Source organism: Vibrio fortis (genome assembly GCF_000695685.1).
In the GTDB taxonomy this organism is placed as follows: domain Bacteria; phylum Pseudomonadota; class Gammaproteobacteria; order Enterobacterales; family Vibrionaceae; genus Vibrio; species Vibrio fortis_A.
Map to the genome: position 1 here is coordinate 275,998 of NZ_JFFR01000023.1, position 18,214 is coordinate 294,211.

Consider the following 18,214-nt stretch of genomic DNA (forward strand, 5'->3'; position numbering starts at 1 on the left):
ATTACTTGATTTGCGCAGTGTCTACAGAGTGGTTCTCACCTAGCTCTTCTGGCAATACAAGGTTTAGTAGGATTGCTACGATACCACACAAACTCACGCCCTGAAGGCTGAAATCGCCGATACCAAAAGCCATGCCGCCGATACCAAATACCAGTGTCACACCGACGATCACTAGGTTGCGTGATTTGTGCAGGTCTACTTGGTTTTTGATAAGCGTATTTAGGCCAACTGTTGCAATAGAACCAAACAGTAGAATCATAATACCGCCCATAACTGGAACCGGGATAGTTTGCAGCAAGGCACCTAGCTTACCAACCAATGCAAGCACGATAGCGGTGACCGCAGCCCAAGTCATGATTACTGGGTTGAAGGCTTTCGTTAGCATCACTGCACCCGTTACTTCACTGTAAGTTGTGTTTGGTGGCGCGCCCAGCATAGAAGCAGCAATCGTTGCCACGCCGTCACCGGTAATGGTGCGGTGTAGCCCCGGTTTTTTAAGGTAGTCTTTACCCGTTACGTTCGAAATGGCCAGCATGTCGCCAACGTGTTCAACGGCAGGTGCGATAGCAACGAACACCATGAAGAAGATTGCATTGATGTTGAACTCTGGCGCCACAAAGTTAGGCATAGCTAACCAAGAGGCTTGAGCTACCGGAGTAAAGTCGACCGCGCCGTAGACTAGGCTTGTGACGTAACCCGCTACGATACCACCAAATATTGGCAGCAGCTTTAAGAAGCCTTTGGCGAATACGCTAATAATGATGGTAACAATCAGTGAAATCGCTGAGATCCAAAGAGCCGCATCGGCATCCACCAGCTGTACTGCGCCGTCTCCAGTTTTACCCAGTGCCATGTTAACTGCCACTGGTGCTAAACCAAGACCAATAACCATGATAACCGGACCAACTACCACTGGTGGTAATAGCTTATGGATAAAACCAACGCCGCGAACTTTAATTAGGCCACCCATCAGCACATAGACCACACCTGCTGCCATTAGGCCACCCATTGTGGCACCTATGCCCCAAGTTTGTACGCCAAACATGATCGGTGCGATAAACGCGAAAGAAGAGGCTAAGAAAATTGGAACCGAACGGCGAGTGATGACTTGGAAGAGGAGAGTACCAATACCAGCACCGAACAGTGCAACATTGGGATCTAAACCGGTAAGTAGGGGGACTAATACCAGTGCACCAAAGGCGACAAAGAGCATTTGCGCACCTTGCAAAGCATTTTTCATGATAGGTCCTTGAGCTAATCGTGAAGTAAAAAATAAAATTCGCGGGATTTTATCACCTCGCAATCGATTGCTATATAGGTTATGTCAAATTTATCGCTCATTTGCCGAAAATATGTGCATTATCACTTAAGTCTTCACTAATTTTCCTTAATTGCTATATATCACCCCGATAATTCTCGGTTATTCAATCGAGTATCTGCCATCGTCCTTGCCCAGTTACCCATAGTTGCTTATCATCAGGGCACAAGATTTTAAGACTAGGATCGATATGCGTTATTTAGCATTGTTGATGGGACTTTTGGCTGCGCCGAGTTATGCACTGACTCAGGTGGATATTTTCAGTGCCGAAGTGGCTATCAATTCAGAACAGAAAGAGCCAGAGAGAGCGGCTAGAAATGAAGGTATGCAACAGGTGCTGGTCCGTGCAACTGGCCAAACAGACGTTGCTGCTAATGAGACGGTAAAAAAGGCGATGCGTCAAAGCGCTCAATACCTGTCACAAATGAGTTTTGGCGAAACAAGCGAGCAAACTACGCTGCGTATGCGCTTTAATGGCGCTCAGATTCGCAACCTATTGACTCAAGCGCAATTACCATACTGGCCTGAAACTCGCTCCAACGTATTAGTGTGGCTAGTTGAAGAACAAAACTACGACAAGAATATCGTTTGGGAACACTCGAATTCTGAGCTAGCGGCAGGCATTCAACAAAGTGCGAAACTGCGTGGCCTACCAATTACGCTGCCTGTAGGTGACTTCGACGACATCACAGGTATTGCAACGTCTGATCTGTGGGGTGGCTTTGTTTCACCTATCAGTCAAGCAAGTCAACGTTATCCCGTGGATGCGGTGCTGGTTGTGCGTGCTCAGCCGTCAGGTCTACGTTGGACACTTTACGATCAACAGCCTAATCAGATAACCAGTTCACCAAAATCACCGGTAACGGGGTCTGTTTCAGGTAGTGGTGCTTCTGCGTCTCAGTCATTGGTTAATGAAATCAGTAACTACTACGCTGAGAAAAGTGCGGTTACAGTCGCGAGTGAGTCTTCGGAGTCAATTCTTGCGCAATTCATTAGCTTGAATAATGCACAAGACTTCTTCCAGCTAGAGAACGCGTTAAAAGCACTTAATTCAGTAGCAAGCTTAGATATCCTGAAGATTCAGAATCATGAAGTGACGTTTAGAATTCACCTGTTATCGACTCAAGATGAGTTTGAGACAGAAGTGGAGCGCCTACGTTCTGTGGCGAAAGTTGAAGCATCTTATATAGAGCCAGAGCAGACGCCTGAATTTGAAGTACAAGACAATACTTTGTCGGTGGGTGGCGTTGAACCACAACCGGAAGCTGAGGATGCGCCACAAGTGGTCACTCCAAGTAACTTATCTGCGGAAGTCAAAGCGTCGGACGCAGAGTCAGAGACGAATGCCACTGACGAAGACGAAGCAGCCGTAGAAGTCGCAGGCAGTGAAGTTGTTGAGACTACCAGCGCTCCAAAACCGCTAAAGCCAAGCCTGGTTTATGAGTGGATTCGATAATCGAGCTTAACAATGAAGAAAGCCCTGCGATGCAGGGCTTTTTTATAGCTGTTAGGTGTTGTAATCGATAGCGGTGCTAACAATGAGACCATCTACTAATTACTGTTCAAACTTGGCTTTCTCTTTCTTTTCGACTTCAGATAGGCGTTTAAGCTTAATGCCCAGCTCTCTCGCTCGGAAACGAGCAAACAGAATGTTGCCAGCGAAACCTAAGGTCGTGAGCAGAAGCTCAACTGCCGCGAGCATGCGCTCACCACCATCGACATACAAAATCGTTAATGCATGTAGAAAATAGAGCATCAAGATGAAGTTAGCCCACGCATGGGTGTAAGGCTTAGCCGCTAAAATACCCGGTAGCGGCAAAAGCAGTGGTACCGCCCATACAATTGCAAGTGCGACATTGTCTAAATGAGGGTGCGGGGAAAGGGTCATCTGCCATGCAACTACCCAGCCCAGAAGCAATAAGTTACCCACCAAAGCAAAGTAACGAAATAGCTTAGTCTTGGGAGACATCGCTTTTTCAGACATATACATAATCAAGATATTCCTTTCTGGTTTATCGCGGTTCTAGCTAAGCGCTTTCCAAGATTTTGCGCCAGTTCAATCTCTTCTTTGCTCAACGTGCTGTGTTCACCAGCGCTGCTTGCTCCGTAAGGTGTACCACCCGTTTGGGTAGTGTGCAGAGCGGGTTCAGAGTAGGGAATTCCCATAACAAGCATGCCATGATGCAGTAACGGTAGCATCATCGTTTGCAGAGTGGTCTCTTGACCACCATGCAAAGAGGAAGAGGAAGTAAAGACGCAGGCTGGTTTATCGATGAGATCACCGTTAACCCATAGCGGGGTCGTGCTATCCCAGAAGTGCTTCATCGCCCCTGCCATATTACCAAACCACACAGGGCTGCCTAGCGCTAAGCCATCACATCCTTTTAGGTCTTCAAGGCTAGCGCACGGGTCACCAGTTGTAACATCATTACGTGGAGAAGCATCGCTGGTGTGGATCTCTTGTACTGTTCGTAACACGGCTTCACAACCAGAGACTGATTCAACGCCGCGCGCGATTTGTCGAGCCAATGCGAGTGTGTTGCCGTGACGACTGTAATATAAGACCAGTATTGAAACGCTCATAAAGCCTTATAGGATCTCTAGTACTTGCTCTGGTGGGCGACCGATTTTTGCGCGGTTATTGGCAACAACAACAGGGCGTTCAAATAGTTTTGGGTTATCCGCCATCGCCGCGAATAGTTGCTCATCGGTTACAGAACTATCGCCTAGGTTTGCTTCTTTGTAATCCGCTTCTTTTGTTCTCATCATCTCGCGAACGGTTTCAAAACCTAGTTGGGAAAACAGAACCTTTAGTTGCTCAACAGACAGAGGCGTCTCTAGGTATTTGATGATTTCTGGTTGAACACCATTTTCTTCAAGAATCGCTAGAGTTTGACGGCTCTTTGAGCAGCGAGGGTTATGATAAATTACGACAGACATGGTTCTTCCTCGATATTATTTTTAGTTTATTTCTGTGAGGGCGACACATTGGCCACCCTCACAGGTTGAGTCTTACTTAAGGTGATTACTATTGTAGTGCCAAGAAGCGTTCACGTTGAATCATTAATTGGTCAATACGTGCGTCGTAACGCGCTTGTTTAAGGCTGCCTAGCTCGGCGATTTGACTGGCTTGAGTGTAGTACTGGATTGCTTTATTCCAGTTCGCTTGCAGAGCCAAAATCTCAGCTCGTGCAGCTAGGTCTTCATCACTGTTGCCTAAGTCGATGTTAGCCTTCGACAATAGGTGCCAACCGTTGGTGTCATTTGGGTTGTCGTGAGTATAACGCTGTAGCACTCGGATCGCTTCTTGCTGCTCCTGGTTCTCAAGTAGCGCATTAGCGTAATTGATTGTCAGCACTGAGTTATTTGGTTGACGTACTAATGCCGCCTTCAGCTCTTTGATCGCCTTTTGTGGCTTTTTCTGTTCGATGTGCAAATCCGAGATCGCATCGAGATAGAAAAGGTTGGTCGGGTCATTGGTGATCAGCTTGTTTAGAATCGGTTCGGCTTTATCAAGCTTCTTCGTATCTAGGTATACTAGCGCCTGTCCGTACTCTAGAGATGGGACCATAGATTTCGGAGCTTTCTTCAACTTGCGCTCAAACCAATCTAATGCCGCATCGCCATCAATACCTGCATAGCGAGCAACAATGCGCGCTCTGGCTAAGTGGTAGTCGAGTGATGGTGCGAGTTTGAGAGGCGGGTAACTGCGAGCACGTGCGCGCGAGTCAGTAATACGGTCCTCTGGTAATGGGTGAGTCAGCAACATTGGTGGTGGTGTACTTGCATAACGGTACTCGTCAGCAAGACGACCAAAGAAGCGGGGCATTGCATTCACATCAAATCCAGCTTTAGCCATGGTGCTGATACCAAAGCGATCGGCTTCTTTCTCGTTGCTACGCGTGTAGTTGATCTGGCTCTGCATGTTTCCAGCTGTTGTGGCTGTCAGAGCCGCGATACCTGCTTCTGGTGCAGCGATTGCCAACAACACCGATGCTGCGAGTGCAGCAATGGTTGCCGGCGATCGACGAGCTTGGTCTTCCATACTTCGTGCTAAGTGGCGCTGAGTCACGTGTGCGATCTCGTGAGCCAGTACCGAAGCCAGTTCACTCTCAGATTGAGCGTGTAGGAACAGACCTGAGTGCAACGCAACATAGCCACCAAAGAAGGCGAATGCGTTGATGTTTCTGTCGCGAATCATGAAAAAGTTGAACGGCGTTTTTACGTCGTTGGCATTGGCGACGAGTCGGTGACCCAGGCTATCAATGTATTGATTAAGCACGGGATCATTAACCACTGGCTGACTGCTACGAATGATGCGCATGTAAGCATCACCATAGATCAACTCTTGGTCTATGGTCAGGGTGCCGCCGGCCGCCGTTCCGATATCGGGAAGGTCCAAACTATTTGCTTGAGCCAGTAATGGGGTGCCGAGTGTTGTAGCGATGCATAAGCAAGCTATTGAGCGAGCGCGTTTAAACATATTAGTCAGTAATACTCCGTTTCTTCTGACAGTAAGACAAGGACAACACGAAATGGTTCTTTATCTGTTCTCACCTTTGTTTAAGTACGTGCGTTAAACTAAAGGTTGCGGAATGAAAGATGGCACGTTTTCAAAAACAGATTACAATACGACCCTTATAATAAGCATCGAGCTAGATAATGAAACCTAATATTCTAGATTTACGCCAAGAGCGCTGCCCAATGGCGTTATTATTAGCCAAGCGTCACAGTGTTAAGTTAGAAAATGGTCAGTCCTTGTTGATACATATTGCTGATCAGAGCTCAATGACCGATATTGTAAGCTTTTTATCCAAGCATGCCTTTAGTGTAGAAGTTGAAGCTTGCTCTGGTCATCACCAAATCCAAGTTACAAAAAAGGAATTGCAATCAAATGCTTGAAATGATGAATCGTTGGTATAAACGACGTTTTTCTGATCCACATGCAGTCAGTTTGGTGGCCATCATTTTATTTGGTTTTATTACCATCTATTTTTTCGGTCATTTGATCGCACCGCTGCTGGTGGCGATAGTGCTTGCCTACTTACTTGAGTGGCCAGTGACACAACTACAGCGTCTCGGTTTGCCAAGAACGCCGTCTGTGATGTTGGTTATCTTGATGTTCTTCAGTGTGATGCTGATAGCTCTATTTGGTTTGGTTCCAACCATTTGGAATCAGGTCGGCAACCTGCTTAACGATATCCCGAATATGTACCTCGGGCTGCAAAAGTTCATCGCGACGATCCCTGAACGTTACCCAGAACTGGCTAACCTACAAATCGTAGAGTCAGTGATGTCGAACGCGAAAAACAAAGTGTTAGGCATGGGTGAGAGCGTTGTGAAAGGCTCTCTGGCATCACTGGTGAGTATTGCAACGCTTGCGGTATACCTAATCTTGGTACCACTGCTTATTTTCTTCTTGCTGAAAGACAAAGAAGAGATGATCAGAATGGCGAGCGGACTACTGCCTCAGAACCGTCGTTTGGCAACCAAGGTCTGGGTTGAGATGAATCAACAAATCTCAAACTACATTCGCGGCAAGGTACTTGAGATCTTAATTGTCGGCGGTGTGAGCTATGTGACCTTCGCTATCCTAGACTTGCGTTATTCAGCGCTGTTGGCTGTCGCGGTTGGTCTATCGGTGTTGATTCCATACATCGGCGCAGCGGCGGTAACCGTGCCGGTTGCTATCGTTGGTTTGTTCCAGTGGGGACTGGCGCCACCGTTCTACTGGCTGCTATTGGCGTACGGCATCATCCAAGCGCTTGATGGTAATGTCTTAGTTCCTGTGTTGTTTTCAGAGGCAGTAAACTTGCACCCAGTGGCTATCATTGTCGCGGTATTAGTGTTTGGTGGTCTATGGGGCTTCTGGGGTGTCTTTTTCGCGATTCCTCTCGCAACGTTGGTGAAGGCTGTGTGGAACGCTCTGCCAAGCCATGCTTTAGAAGATGAGATAGAACAAGCGTAGCTTGCTTGGTTCAAAATACGAACAAAAAGAAAGGCCGAATATTAAAGATATTCGGCCTTTCAATTTTATTGGACTGAAACAGTTTCAGAAGCTGATTTAGTCTTGCTTGAAGTAATCTAAAACCACTTCATGGTGCGTTTTGGTCTTGAACTTGTTGAATACGTGTTCAATAACACCTTCTTCGTTGATTAAGAAGCTGATGCGGTGCAGGCCATCGTAAACCTTACCCATGAATTTCTTCTCGCCCCAAACACCAAACTGTTCAGCTACGGCGTGGTTTTCGTCAGAAAGCAGTGAGAAGTTCAGTGATTTCTTGGTAATGAAGTTCGGCAGACGTTTAACTGGGTCGATGCTTACACCAAGAACCACAACGTTTAGTGCATCTAGCTCAGCCTTGATGTCGCGCAGACCTTCTGCTTGCACAATACAACCCGGCGTCATCGCTTTTGGGTAGAAGTAGAAAAGGACTTTCTTGCCTTTGAAGTCACCAAGAGAAACGATGTTGCCATCTTGATCTGGAAGAGAGAATGCAGGTGCTGGAGTGCCAGCTGTCAGCGTATTCATGACATTTCCTTTTTAAAGACTGTTTTTGATAAAGTTGAGCGAGCCTTGGACTGATAGGCTTTGACACAGCGCGTTAAATTCTTCTTGTAGCTGCATCAGGTTACATTCTGATTGAACAGAAGCAGTAATTGAAATATGGAATTGATCGTTATCGAGTTGTACCTTCGACTTGTTGATGGTCTGTGCGCTGAGCGAGTCCAAACCAATCTCTCTATCGGCGAAGAACTGGGTGAACTTTTCGGTAAGACCAAGTCTATCGTCAGACTCGATAAACACTTCGAGCGTATAGGAGTTCTCGATATGATCATGCGGGGACGTTCGCTTCATGATAGTAATCAGGTCATGCTCCTGACCAAGCAAGGGTAGTGTCGTCTCCACACGCGTAATATTGTTGGCTTTGCCTGATAACAGCATGATGAGAGTAAACTCTTCACCAAACATCGCGATGCGGCTGTCGATAATATTACAGCCTGATTGGGTGACTAACTGAACCACTTGGTTACAAATACCCGGGCGATCTGTGCCCACTGCAGTGATTACTAGATGTTGAGTCATAAAATCACGTCTCTTTATATTCCATTGATGAGAGCATGTTAGCACAGATACAGGAACTAATGAGTGAAGGTCGGGGTGTTTTTATGAGTCACTTAGACTTAAGTGGGTACTCAATGAGCGGAGTTTGAGCTGAGTATGACACTTCAGTTTGAGAACATCTTGAGAAAAGCTTACCACTAACCGCGCGCTGACAAGTTAGGTGTTAAATCAGTTACATTGGGCGTAAGCAAATCATTTCTAGCATTGAACCTGCTTATAAGTCGTTTGACCTCTAACATACGACAATATTTCATACAGTTGTGGCCGCGAAGCGACTTTAATCGCTTGTGTTTATTAATCGGCTTACAGTAACATGCAAAAAGAACAAATTAAGGGAGATAGACATGTTTTCAGGAAGTATCGTTGCGCTGGTTACACCATTTAATTCTGACGGTGAAGTGGATTTCGAAAGCCTTAAAAAACTGGTCGAGCACCACATTGCAGCAGGTAGTGATGGTCTAGTAGCAGTAGGCACTACGGGTGAATCTTCTACATTGACTATCGAAGAGCATGTCAAAGTCGTTACTAAGATGGTTGAGTTTGCTGATGGCCGTATTCCTGTGATTGCAGGTACGGGTGCAAATGCAACTCATGAGTCAGTACTGTTCAGCCGTCTGCTCAATGGTTCTGGTATTGCAGGTTGTCTAAGTGTGACACCTTACTACAACAAACCGACACAAGAAGGTTTGTACCAGCACTACAAAGCGATCGCGGAAGTGAGCGACGTTCCTCAAATCTTGTACAACGTACCGGGCCGTACGGCAGTAGACCTATTGCCAGAGACTGTGGCTCGTCTTTCAAAGATTGAAAACATCGTTGCACTTAAAGATGCGACGGGTGATCTAGACAGAATTGCAATTCATCGTGAACTTTGTGGCGAAGATTTTATCTTACTAAGTGGTGACGACCTCACAGGCCTAGAATTCGTAAAACGTGGCGGTGATGGTGTTATCTCAGTAACGAATAACGTTGCAGCAGCTGACATGGCTACTATGTTTAAGCTGGCGAAAGAGGGCAAATTTGAAGAGGCAGAGGCCATTAACGAGCGTTTAATGCCACTTCACAAACATTTGTTCATTGAATCTAATCCAATTCCAGTAAAATGGGCGGTTCATAAAATGGGTTTGATCGCTGAGGGCAGTCTTCGACTTCCACTGACAGAACTGTCAGAGCCAGCTCAACCTATCGTTGCGCAAGCAATGACAGAAGCGTGTATTTACTAAATGTTTGAAACAGTGCCGAAGCTTGTCTTCGGCATTTAGGAGTATAAATGAAGTATTCTCACCAGCTAGTGATCGGCTCACTGGCTGTTTTCGTTCTTACAGCATGCTCTGGCAGCCCGACTCAACGTCGTCAAGCCAAGGATGACTTCGAATACTTAGAAACCCCAGCGTTGACTCAATGGCAACTGCCTGAAGACGCTACCCCTCAATTCTACCCAAACTACGATATCCCTAAGGGAGAGTTTGCTGGTGGTATTGGTCGCGATGTCGACATTCGCCCACCACAACAGGTGTTGGAACTTATCCCAGGTGCGCGTGCTGAGCGTCAAAACGGTGAAGTCACTCTTTGGTTACTGCGTGCTGAAGAAGCTGATCGTGTGTGGCAAACCGCCGTGGACATGCTGACAGAGCGTAACATTGGTATTCGTGAGCAGTCTGATAAAGAGATTGAGACTGATTGGGTTACTTGGGTCTCTGAAGACGAAGAAGTTGAGATTGGCAGTCGTTACACTATCTCTCGCTTTGAGGCGAATAATCGTCACGGCTTTAAGCTTAACTTGATTGATTGGCGTGAGGGTTCTGAAGAGAAGCCTGTTTCAGCGACCAATAAAGAACGTTATAACGCCTTCATGACCAACTTGGTGATGGCGAAGTATGACGAGAATTTGCGTGCTGAAGCGGCATTGAAAGCGCAAGAGCTGGTTAAGAAGATCCCGATTTCGATGGGCTCAGACCGTAGCGGATTCCCTGTGATCATCGCGCGTACGCCTTATAACGTATTGTGGCAGCGTCTGCCTAAGCTTCTGCCTCAAATGGGCTTTGAGCTAGAGGAACGTAACCAGTCACAAGGTACCGTGAAAGCGAAATATGCGTCTCCAGATGATGAATTTTGGGATGAGATTGGCCTTAAGCCGATCGATCTAAGCCCGGGTACATACACCTTCCTATTTGGTGACTTGGGTAACCGTACGTCTATCAACGTGACTGATGCTTCAGGCAAACCAGTGGAAGAAGAGCTATTGAAGTCTCTGGTTCCTATCTTGGCGCATGTAGCAGACCAAACTAAAGATACCAAAGAGAAGTAACTCAGCTGATACGTTACTGTCTCAATGACATCAATTAAAAAAGAGGACGCTATGTCCTCTTTTTTGTGTCTGTTAGCTTGAGAGTGACGGCTCGGTATCGTCTATTCGTTACTTGTCGTCGAGATTTTCTCTATTGAGTTTGTCTAAACGATTGAGCTTGTCGAGATCACTCTCTTGTTTTAGTTTGTCTGCCTTGCCGACGTTCATGTTTGCCGTGTACTTGAGTGCTGCTATGTTACCGACGACAACACTAACCACGATAAAAATGATGACCCAAGGGTTGGTTAGCCATTCAAGCATATAAGCTCCTAGTTACTGATATTCGTTATGAAACGATCATAGATGGATTCAAGGTGCTCCATAACGATCTCATACCCTAATATTGGCTCAGACTGAAGTTGATTGCCAAGTAGGGGACACGATAACTGTGATAGACAAAGCTGCGCAGTGCGTTTATGACTAATGTGCCACGGCTCAACAGCCACGCCTCCTAAGTCCTTGCGATATGGGAAGAAAAAACCAAACTCATCAGCGTTAGCCTTTAACCATTGATAAAAGCTGTGTTGGTGGCCTTCGAAGTATTCCCAAGGCTCTAACTGCAGTTGGGTGTCAGCGGGAAGATAATTGCGAGCAAAGACGTCAAAATCAGTCCCCCAGTGGTGACGGCTGGCACCGGGTAGGGCAGACCAGCGCAAGATAGCCCACAGTTTTTCAGTATCCGTTAACTGAGCGGCGTCTAACGGTTGACTTTCGCCGTCTAAAATAGCGGTTTCTCCTGCGTATTTTCGATTCCAGATCAACGACTGACGCTGATAGCTTCGAAAACCACTGGCGATCTCCATTTTGTAACCTGCTTGCTCGGCGGCAGCAACTAAGCGGCGAAGATCTTGGGCGACCTCATGATGTACAAGAAAGGTTTTACTTCCAATTAATGTCTCTGCTAAATGAGACTCTACTTGTCCGGTTAACTCTTTAGGTGTCATGAGGTTGCCCAACTTTATTGTTGTCTTTTTGGTTTTTAAAGACTATGAGTTTGCTAGTAGGTTCACTAATGTACGTTGGTACATGTCAGTCAGCTTCTCTAGATCAGCGACTTTCACACACTCGTTCACTTTGTGAATAGTTGCATTTACCGGGCCTAGTTCCACAACCTGTCCACCCATGCGTGCAATGAAGCGGCCGTCAGATGTGCCACCAGTCGTTAACAGCGCTGGTTTTACATCGTTTACGTGGTCAACGGCATCAACGATGGCATCCAGAAGAGCACCAGTATCAGTCAGGAACGGGTCGCCATTGAATGTCCACTTCAGGTCGTATTCAAAGTCGTACTTGTCTAGAGTGCTCGTGATGCGCTCTACAATGATGTCGTTGCTCAGTTCAGTACTAAAACGAAGGTTAAACTGAACATTGAATTCACCAGGAATAACGTTTGATGCACCTGTGCCTGCACTCACGTTTGGAATTTGGAAGCTAGTTGGTGGGAAGTAATCATTACCTTTATCCCACTCGGTTGTTGCAAGCTCATGAATCGCAAGCAGAGAGCTGTGTACAGGGTTATTCGCTAGGTGCGGGTAGGCAACATGGCCTTGTGTACCTTTGACTGTAAGATCGCCTGTGATTGAGCCACGGCGGCCATTTTTCACTACATCACCGACGAATTCTGTACTTGAAGGTTCACCCACGATACACATGTCGATATTCTCGCCACGAGCCATCAGTGTTTCAACAACGCGTACAGTACCGTTAATGAATGGTCCTTCTTCATCCGAAGTGATCAAAAAGCCGATAGAACCTTTGTGATCAGGGTTTTCTGCGATGAACTGTTCAACGGCAACAATCATCGAAGCCAGTGAACCTTTCATGTCCGCTGCGCCACGGCCGTGAAGGTAACCATCAACAATCGTTGGTTCGAATGGTGGCGTATCCCAAAGCTCTGCAGGACCAGAAGGAACGACATCTGTATGACCTGCGAAAGCGAACAGCGGTGCTTCTGTGCCACGGCGAGCCCAAAAGTTGGTGGTGTCTTCGAATACCATCACCTCGATTTCAAAGCCGAGGGCTTTGAGGCGATTGATCATTACTTCTTGGCAGCCAGCGTCTTCTGGTGTTACTGATTGACGGCTAATGAGATCTTTTGCCAGAGCCAAAGTTGGGCTGTCTGTCATCCTTGAGTTCCTTGTTCTACTTGTCTTTTGTTTTTTTAAAAAACGTGGCGTTTGGTCACCACGTTTCTAAAGTTGTGTTCAGTGCTAGTGCAAATGGGGATTAAGCAAAAATAGCGGAATATTGATCAGCTTTGAAGCCAATATGCAGCTTATCTTCAACTTTTAGAATTGGTCGCTTAATCATTGCAGGTTGTTCAACCAAAAGAGCGATGGCATTTTCTTCATTTAGACCATCTTTTTGTTCTTGAGTGAGCTGGCGATAAGTCGTGCCACGCTTGTTAAGCACTTGTTCCCAACCTAGCTCCTCACAGAAGCCGCGGACTAGTGCTTCATCGACACCTTGTTTGCGGTAATCGTGAAATTCGAAGCTGATCTCTTCAGCTTGTAGCCACTTCTTAGCTTTTTTGATTGTGTCGCAGTTCGGGATACCAAACATTGTGATAGTCATTATTCTTCCTTTTGGTGATCTTCTTTCATTGTTATGTGTGGAATCCTATCAGGAACTCGGAATTCAGACAAAACAGAGTGAGGAATATTTCAAAGAACGAAAAAAAACAGTAAGAAAATGTCACGAATGGAGACTTATTGATCAACCTCAACATGTCGGATGAGAAAAAAGAAATAATTAACTGGCACATATATAGGAGGTGTCAATGGAGTTGAGTCCTGTTTTTGCAAGGCGGCTATATTTAGCGTTACTCGTCGAAAGCCTTGAAAGGCCGAATGTGCCTAAACTCATCGAAAAAACGGGTTGGCCTCGTCGTACTATTCAAGATGTACTCAAGGCGTTACCGGGGATCGGTATCGAACTCATGTTTATTCAAGATGGGCGACGTCATAATGATGGTTACTATCAGTTATCTGATTGGGGACCATTCGACAGTCAATGGGTTCTGGAACGTAAGAGTGATATAGCGTCCAGTCTTGGATTTAGTGCATAAGCCAGCGAAAGCTGGCTTTTTCTTTTCTATCAACTCGTTTTCAATCTAATGTTATCGAAAGCGTGAAAACACTATGGGCAGTCATAAGCAGCGCCAAGCATGGTCACCGATGTCGCGAAGTCTTGCGGTAGCGTAAAAATGACGGTGTCTGCATCTAGCGCGATAGCATTAGATTTAAGCTCGTTCATCGCTCCTTGAACCAAAGTGTCATTCGGGAAGAATAGATAGCTATACCAATGCCCCTCGCTCCCGGTTACCTCCCCTTTGTATTGGCAACTACTGACGTCAATAATGCCATGGTAGTCCATCTTTACTAGGTGAGCGTTCTCATGCGGCACTTTAGTCGGGGTTGTGCACCCTGCTAATAGGCCGAGAGTCAATAACCCCAATGTTAGTCGTTTCATTTCATCATCTCACGATTGAGTAACGTAGGCAGCGAAGCCAAGCCAGCTCACAATCAATAGTACCCACGGCAGCATATTTTGTTTTTGTGCTGGTTCTGCTGCGGGCTCAGTGGCGACTTCTTTGGCTTGAGCAAGGTTTTGCTGCTTCTCTTTTTGTTGCTTCTTCTTTGCCTTATCGGCCTGACGGTTTCGCTCTTTTTGCTGTTTCTTGTATTGCGCGATGCCTTTCTCGATGCCTTGAGCAATGAGTTTAGTCTGCTCTTTGGTTTGCCCTGGCTTTTGAGTTGCTTTGGCAATTTTGAACGCTTCTTGTTGAGATTCAACAGAAGGTGTCTGTGTCTTCTTTTTCATGCTGAGATAATCGTTAATACCAATATGTAGATAAGATAACGTAAACCTAGAGAAGTATGAATGATTTGCGTTAAAGTGTCTGTTTTCTTATAAGCTGAAGTGAGAGCTGTGCGGTATTCTTTAGAACAATATGATAAACACGGCTTTCTTAAAGCACCGATTTTACTGTGGCTGGGTTGGTTGTTTTTAGCCAAGGCCTTGGTCGTGTTTGTTGTGGCTGGTGCTAGTCGTGAGTCAGGAGCTAAAATATTAGAGATAGTTTACCCCGATCATCAAATGTTTTATGTGGGAATTGCTCTCAGTGTGCCGAGCGTTTTATTGATGTGGCTGTTTGGCCTGAGATCACCGGAACGTCCGTACATTAATACGATTGTCTCTTGGGGACGATGGGTCACCCTTTTCGCTGTTTTAAGTCAGTTTGCGCATACCGTTTATCTTGTCTATCTCGATCACGGTGTGTTTCATTGGTTACATGGCGTAACACTGATGCTGTTATTGTGGTTTTTAATCTACCTCATTAAGAGCAATACTGTACGAGATTGTTTTATCGCCGTTGAAGCTGAAGACTGACAATAATCAAAAATAATTAATACAATCATATTTATACTAGAAGCTAAAAATGAAAGGATCGAACTATGCTTAACTCTTCAAATGAGCAGCCTCAAGCGCAAGGTGCTATTTTACCTGAAGCTGGGCCTTTCGCTCTGTATGTGCAGCTAAAAGTCGTAAACAATGCACCACAAGTATTAGAACAACTAAAGCAGCTGCCTTCTTTAGTTAAAGAACTGAACGAGACACAACCAGAGTCTAATCTGACTCTTTCATTGGCTTTCTCTAGAACATTCTGGGACAAATTTGAACAAGCGGCTCCGGCTGACTTAATCGCGTTCCCGGCACTTGGCGATGGTGACGTAACGGCACCAAGCACAGACTCTGATGTGCTGCTTCACTGCCACTCTAACCGCCACGATTTGCACTTCTATGTGATTCGTAAGTTGCTAGAGCAAGTGTCTGAAGATGTAGAAGTCGTTGATGAGACTTACGGCTACCGCTATCTAGATTCCCGTGATATGACGGATTTTGTCGATGGCACCGAGAACCCGAAAGATGCTCAGCGTGCTGAAGTGGCACTTATCCCTGAAGGTGAATTTGCGGGTGGCAGTTACGTTATGGTTCAGCGTTTTATCCATAACCTACCTGCTTGGAATCGATTAAATGTTAAAGCTCAAGAGAAAGTAGTCGGCCGTACTAAGCCTGATTCTATTGAGCTAGAAGATGTGCCTGCAGCATCGCACGTTGGCCGTGTTGATATCAAAGAAGAAGGCAAAGGTCTGAAAATTGTTCGTCATAGCCTGCCTTACGGTAGCGCGACAGGCGATCACGGCTTGCTATTCATTGCTTACTGTAATGTTCGCCATAACTTTGATGCAATGCTTGAAAGCATGTATGGCGTAACAGATGGTAAGACTGACCAATTGCTGCGCTTTACCCGTGCAGTGACTGGCGCTTACTACTTCGCACCGTCACAGCAGATGTTGGCTGAACTGTCGATTAAGTAGCGATAGCCGTAGCGACAATTAGATAAATACAAAAAGGGGCGTTATGCCTCTTTTTTTGATTAAAGAGTTGGCAAAGTTGGTCGATATAGAAGCAACGATTGACTTTATTACCTCCCAACGGATAAGCGAACATCTATGGCTATTACGGTAAATACCAATGTTTCAGCACTGGTGGCACAGAGAAATCTCTCTAATGCCAGCAACATGCTGAATCAATCTTTGGAGCGACTGGCTTCAGGTAACCGTATTAACAGCGCTAAGGATGATGCCGCCGGTCTACAAATCTCAAATCGACTTGAAGCGCAAATGAGCGGTATTGACGTTGCGGTTAGAAACGCTAACGACGGTATCTCTATTATGCAGACCGCAGAGGGTGCGATGAATGAGACCACCAATATCATGCAACGCATGCGTGACCTTTCTTTGCAGTCAGCGAATGGTTCGAACAGTAAATCTGAGCGAATTGCTATCCAGGAAGAGATTACTGCTCTTAATGACGAGCTGAACCGAATTGCCGAAACGACTTCATTTGGTGGCAAGAAGCTATTGAATGGCAGTTTTGGGAATACCGCTTTCCAAATAGGTGGTAGTTCTGGTGAGGCAGTACAAGTAGGCCTAAAAAGTATGCGAACAGATGGCATCGACATGGGCGGCTTTAGCTATGTTGCTAATGGTATGGCTGATAAGAGTTGGGCGGTGAGTTCAGGTAATACTGAGTTCAATATGTCGTTTACCGATCGTTTTGGGCAATCTCAATCCATCTCGATCAATGCTAAGGCGGGTGATGATATTGAGCAGCTTGCGACCTATATCAACGGCCAAACAGACCAAGTATCTGCATCGGTCAATGAAGATGGGCAGCTACAAATCTACATGGCGGGCGAGCAAACGTCAGGAACAATCTCCTTTTCAGGTTCTCTAGCGGATGAGTTATCCATGTCATCAGGTCGCTATGAATCGGTCAATGATATTGATGTAACCAGTGCTGGTGGAGCGCAACGAGCGGTATCTATTCTTGATACAGCAATGAAGTACGTAGATAGCCATCGCTCAGAGCTGGGTGCGATGCAGAATCGATTTGATCACGCGATTAATAACCTGCAAAACGTGCATGAGAATTTGGCGACCTCAAACAGCCGTATTAAAGATACCGATTACGCCAAAGAGACCACGCAGATGCTCAAGCAGCAAATCTTGCAGCAGGTGAGCACCACTATTCTTGCTCAAGCCAAACAGGCGCCAAATTTGGCGTTAACTCTGCTGGGGTAAATTGCCACGTCTCTCGGCAACACTTCTGACAACTTTAGTGTTTTTTTCTCCTTTTTTCTTATATTTACCCCACCAATCACGTTTTTTCATTCAACCGAATTTATTTCTGAATTTTCTCATTTTTTCTCTAAAGGTTTCAGATTTAGCGCCGTTATTAAAAGTAACTTTGAGAGAACTACTTGGTTTTCCGAGACGTCGGAAACCGCAACACCGGAAAATCAATTGGAGAAATCACCATGGCAGTGAATGTAAATACCAACGTTTCAGCGATGACTGCGCAACGTTACCTAAACAATGCAAACAGCGCTCAACAGACTTCTATGGAGCGTCTAGCTTCTGGCTCTAAAATCAACAGCGCAAAAGATGACGCTGCGGGCCTGCAAATCTCTAACCGTTTGAATGTACAAAGCCGCGGTCTAGACGTAGCAGTACGTAACGCGAACGACGGTATCTCGATTGCACAAACTGCTGAAGGTGCAATGAACGAGACAACAAACATCCTGCAACGTATGCGTGACCTTTCTCTACAGTCTGCAAACGGTTCAAACTCTAAGTCTGAGCGTGTAGCGATTCAAGAAGAAGTAACAGCACTGAACGACGAACTAAACCGTATCGCAGAAACAACTTCTTTTGGTGGTAACAAGCTTCTGAACGGCACACACGGCACTAAGTCTTTCCAAATTGGTGCAGACAACGGTGAAGCTGTAATGCTTGAGCTGAAAGACATGCGTTCAGACAACGCTCAAATGGGTGGTAAGAGTTACCAAACTGAG

General features: G+C 45.9%; 22 protein-coding genes and 1 pseudogene. 10 read left to right on the top strand and 13 right to left on the bottom strand.

All coding sequences use genetic code 11. The features are described from left to right. Position 1: 1 nt before the first annotated feature. A complete protein-coding gene (locus tag VFDL14_RS09420; protein ID WP_032551729.1) occupies positions 2-1,240 on the bottom strand; it encodes a uracil-xanthine permease family protein in 1,239 nt (412 codons plus the stop codon). A gap of 268 nt (positions 1,241-1,508) precedes the next feature. On the opposite strand from VFDL14_RS09420, the gene VFDL14_RS09415 reads away from it, so the two are divergent. Further along, on the top strand, positions 1,509-2,774 hold the full coding sequence (locus VFDL14_RS09415; protein WP_032551731.1) for a DUF2066 domain-containing protein: 1,266 nt from the start codon (positions 1,509-1,511) through the stop codon (positions 2,772-2,774). Between the two features lie 99 nt (positions 2,775-2,873). Here the strand turns inward: VFDL14_RS09415 and VFDL14_RS09410 are convergent, their stop codons facing one another. From VFDL14_RS09410 to VFDL14_RS0123245, 4 genes are all read right to left on the bottom strand, one after another. Further along, positions 2,874-3,311 carry a DUF2069 domain-containing protein gene (locus VFDL14_RS09410; RefSeq protein ID WP_084181879.1) on the bottom strand — a complete coding sequence of 146 codons (438 nt, stop codon included), beginning with the start codon at positions 3,309-3,311 and terminating at the stop codon, positions 2,874-2,876. Then, entirely contained in the window at positions 3,311-3,901 is a 591-nt protein-coding gene (wrbA, locus tag VFDL14_RS09405; RefSeq protein WP_032551732.1) for an NAD(P)H:quinone oxidoreductase, read from the bottom strand. Before wrbA ends, VFDL14_RS09410 begins: the two co-directional genes overlap by 1 nt. A gap of 6 nt (positions 3,902-3,907) precedes the next feature. Next, a complete protein-coding gene (gene arsC, locus VFDL14_RS09400; RefSeq protein WP_032551733.1) occupies positions 3,908-4,258 on the bottom strand; it encodes an arsenate reductase (glutaredoxin) in 351 nt (116 codons plus the stop codon). An 88-nt stretch (positions 4,259-4,346) separates the two neighbouring features. Next, complete coding sequence (locus tag VFDL14_RS0123245) at positions 4,347-5,801, bottom strand: tetratricopeptide repeat protein (RefSeq protein WP_032551734.1); 1,455 nt, start codon at positions 5,799-5,801, stop codon at positions 4,347-4,349. A gap of 179 nt (positions 5,802-5,980) precedes the next feature. On the opposite strand from VFDL14_RS0123245, the gene VFDL14_RS09395 reads away from it, so the two are divergent. Next, complete coding sequence (locus VFDL14_RS09395; protein ID WP_032551735.1) at positions 5,981-6,220, top strand: sulfurtransferase TusA family protein; 240 nt, start codon at positions 5,981-5,983, stop codon at positions 6,218-6,220. Next, a complete protein-coding gene (locus VFDL14_RS09390; RefSeq protein WP_032551737.1) occupies positions 6,213-7,286 on the top strand; it encodes an AI-2E family transporter in 1,074 nt (357 codons plus the stop codon). Before VFDL14_RS09395 ends, VFDL14_RS09390 begins: the two co-directional genes overlap by 8 nt. 96 nt (positions 7,287-7,382) lie before the next feature. On the opposite strand, the gene bcp is transcribed toward VFDL14_RS09390, so the two are convergent. Further along, positions 7,383-7,850 (bottom strand): thioredoxin-dependent thiol peroxidase, encoded by a 468-nt coding sequence (gene bcp / locus VFDL14_RS09385; RefSeq protein ID WP_032551738.1) that lies wholly within the window; start codon positions 7,848-7,850, stop codon positions 7,383-7,385. Between the two features lie 12 nt (positions 7,851-7,862). Further along, complete coding sequence (locus tag VFDL14_RS09380; RefSeq protein ID WP_032551739.1) at positions 7,863-8,405, bottom strand: glycine cleavage system protein R; 543 nt, start codon at positions 8,403-8,405, stop codon at positions 7,863-7,865. A 383-nt stretch (positions 8,406-8,788) separates the two neighbouring features. Here VFDL14_RS09380 and dapA point away from each other — a divergent pair, with 383 nt between their 5' ends. Continuing rightward, entirely contained in the window at positions 8,789-9,667 is an 879-nt protein-coding gene (gene dapA / locus VFDL14_RS09375; RefSeq protein WP_032551740.1) for a 4-hydroxy-tetrahydrodipicolinate synthase, read from the top strand. A gap of 47 nt (positions 9,668-9,714) precedes the next feature. Beyond that, positions 9,715-10,752, top strand: a complete 1,038-nt coding sequence (gene bamC / locus VFDL14_RS09370) for an outer membrane protein assembly factor BamC (protein ID WP_032551741.1) — start codon at positions 9,715-9,717, stop codon at positions 10,750-10,752. A 108-nt stretch (positions 10,753-10,860) separates the two neighbouring features. Here bamC and VFDL14_RS0123250 read toward each other — a convergent pair whose 3' ends face one another. The 4 genes from VFDL14_RS0123250 to VFDL14_RS09355 form a co-directional block, all read right to left on the bottom strand. Further along, positions 10,861-11,052, bottom strand: a complete 192-nt coding sequence (locus tag VFDL14_RS0123250; RefSeq protein ID WP_032551742.1) for a DUF2897 family protein — start codon at positions 11,050-11,052, stop codon at positions 10,861-10,863. An 8-nt stretch (positions 11,053-11,060) separates the two neighbouring features. Continuing rightward, entirely contained in the window at positions 11,061-11,735 is a 675-nt protein-coding gene (locus VFDL14_RS09365) for a M15 family metallopeptidase (protein ID WP_032551743.1), read from the bottom strand. Positions 11,736-11,777: 42 nt separating this feature from the next. Beyond that, a complete protein-coding gene (gene dapE / locus VFDL14_RS09360) occupies positions 11,778-12,917 on the bottom strand; it encodes a succinyl-diaminopimelate desuccinylase (RefSeq protein ID WP_032551744.1) in 1,140 nt (379 codons plus the stop codon). A 100-nt stretch (positions 12,918-13,017) separates the two neighbouring features. Beyond that, on the bottom strand, positions 13,018-13,365 hold the full coding sequence (locus VFDL14_RS09355; protein WP_032551745.1) for an ArsC family reductase: 348 nt from the start codon (positions 13,363-13,365) through the stop codon (positions 13,018-13,020). A 205-nt stretch (positions 13,366-13,570) separates the two neighbouring features. On the opposite strand from VFDL14_RS09355, the gene VFDL14_RS09350 reads away from it, so the two are divergent. Then, positions 13,571-13,858 (top strand): winged helix-turn-helix domain-containing protein, encoded by a 288-nt coding sequence (locus VFDL14_RS09350; protein WP_032551746.1) that lies wholly within the window; start codon positions 13,571-13,573, stop codon positions 13,856-13,858. A 71-nt stretch (positions 13,859-13,929) separates the two neighbouring features. Here VFDL14_RS09350 and VFDL14_RS09345 read toward each other — a convergent pair whose 3' ends face one another. Next, positions 13,930-14,262: a DUF4156 domain-containing protein gene (locus VFDL14_RS09345; protein WP_032551747.1), complete on the bottom strand. Its 333-nt coding sequence runs from the start codon at positions 14,260-14,262 to the stop codon at positions 13,930-13,932. A gap of 9 nt (positions 14,263-14,271) precedes the next feature. Further along, positions 14,272-14,613: a DUF2956 domain-containing protein gene (locus VFDL14_RS09340; protein ID WP_032551748.1), complete on the bottom strand. Its 342-nt coding sequence runs from the start codon at positions 14,611-14,613 to the stop codon at positions 14,272-14,274. 108 nt (positions 14,614-14,721) lie between these two features. On the opposite strand from VFDL14_RS09340, the gene VFDL14_RS09335 reads away from it, so the two are divergent. The 4 genes and pseudogenes from VFDL14_RS09335 to VFDL14_RS09320 form a co-directional block, all read left to right on the top strand. Beyond that, on the top strand, positions 14,722-15,183 hold the full coding sequence (locus VFDL14_RS09335; protein WP_032551749.1) for a DUF2919 domain-containing protein: 462 nt from the start codon (positions 14,722-14,724) through the stop codon (positions 15,181-15,183). 65 nt (positions 15,184-15,248) lie between these two features. Beyond that, positions 15,249-16,172, top strand: a complete 924-nt coding sequence (locus VFDL14_RS09330) for a Dyp-type peroxidase (protein WP_032551750.1) — start codon at positions 15,249-15,251, stop codon at positions 16,170-16,172. Between the two features lie 135 nt (positions 16,173-16,307). Beyond that, positions 16,308-17,441, top strand: a complete 1,134-nt coding sequence (locus tag VFDL14_RS09325) for a flagellin (RefSeq protein ID WP_032551751.1) — start codon at positions 16,308-16,310, stop codon at positions 17,439-17,441. Positions 17,442-17,677: 236 nt separating this feature from the next. Then, a pseudogene (locus VFDL14_RS09320) lies at positions 17,678-18,214 on the top strand (flagellin B); the annotation flags it as partial.

Bases quoted from the DNA above. Each gene is read 5' to 3' on its own strand.
- VFDL14_RS09420 (WP_032551729.1), bottom strand. From the start codon at position 1,240: ATGAAAAATGCTTTGCAAGGTGCGCAAATGCTCTTTGTCGCCTTTGGT.
- VFDL14_RS09415 (WP_032551731.1), top strand. From the start codon at position 1,509: ATGCGTTATTTAGCATTGTTGATGGGACTTTTGGCTGCGCCGAGTTAT.
- wrbA (WP_032551732.1), bottom strand. From the start codon at position 3,901: ATGAGCGTTTCAATACTGGTCTTATATTACAGTCGTCACGGCAACACA.
- arsC (WP_032551733.1), bottom strand. From the start codon at position 4,258: ATGTCTGTCGTAATTTATCATAACCCTCGCTGCTCAAAGAGCCGTCAA.
- VFDL14_RS0123245 (WP_032551734.1), bottom strand. From the start codon at position 5,801: ATGTTTAAACGCGCTCGCTCAATAGCTTGCTTATGCATCGCTACAACA.
- VFDL14_RS09395 (WP_032551735.1), top strand. From the start codon at position 5,981: ATGAAACCTAATATTCTAGATTTACGCCAAGAGCGCTGCCCAATGGCG.
- VFDL14_RS09390 (WP_032551737.1), top strand. From the start codon at position 6,213: ATGCTTGAAATGATGAATCGTTGGTATAAACGACGTTTTTCTGATCCA.
- bcp (WP_032551738.1), bottom strand. From the start codon at position 7,850: ATGAATACGCTGACAGCTGGCACTCCAGCACCTGCATTCTCTCTTCCA.
- VFDL14_RS09380 (WP_032551739.1), bottom strand. From the start codon at position 8,405: ATGACTCAACATCTAGTAATCACTGCAGTGGGCACAGATCGCCCGGGT.
- dapA (WP_032551740.1), top strand. From the start codon at position 8,789: ATGTTTTCAGGAAGTATCGTTGCGCTGGTTACACCATTTAATTCTGAC.
- bamC (WP_032551741.1), top strand. From the start codon at position 9,715: ATGAAGTATTCTCACCAGCTAGTGATCGGCTCACTGGCTGTTTTCGTT.
- VFDL14_RS0123250 (WP_032551742.1), bottom strand. From the start codon at position 11,052: ATGCTTGAATGGCTAACCAACCCTTGGGTCATCATTTTTATCGTGGTT.
- VFDL14_RS09365 (WP_032551743.1), bottom strand. From the start codon at position 11,735: ATGACACCTAAAGAGTTAACCGGACAAGTAGAGTCTCATTTAGCAGAG.
- dapE (WP_032551744.1), bottom strand. From the start codon at position 12,917: ATGACAGACAGCCCAACTTTGGCTCTGGCAAAAGATCTCATTAGCCGT.
- VFDL14_RS09355 (WP_032551745.1), bottom strand. From the start codon at position 13,365: ATGACTATCACAATGTTTGGTATCCCGAACTGCGACACAATCAAAAAA.
- VFDL14_RS09350 (WP_032551746.1), top strand. From the start codon at position 13,571: ATGGAGTTGAGTCCTGTTTTTGCAAGGCGGCTATATTTAGCGTTACTC.
- VFDL14_RS09345 (WP_032551747.1), bottom strand. From the start codon at position 14,262: ATGAAACGACTAACATTGGGGTTATTGACTCTCGGCCTATTAGCAGGG.
- VFDL14_RS09340 (WP_032551748.1), bottom strand. From the start codon at position 14,613: ATGAAAAAGAAGACACAGACACCTTCTGTTGAATCTCAACAAGAAGCG.
- VFDL14_RS09330 (WP_032551750.1), top strand. From the start codon at position 15,249: ATGCTTAACTCTTCAAATGAGCAGCCTCAAGCGCAAGGTGCTATTTTA.
- VFDL14_RS09325 (WP_032551751.1), top strand. From the start codon at position 16,308: ATGGCTATTACGGTAAATACCAATGTTTCAGCACTGGTGGCACAGAGA.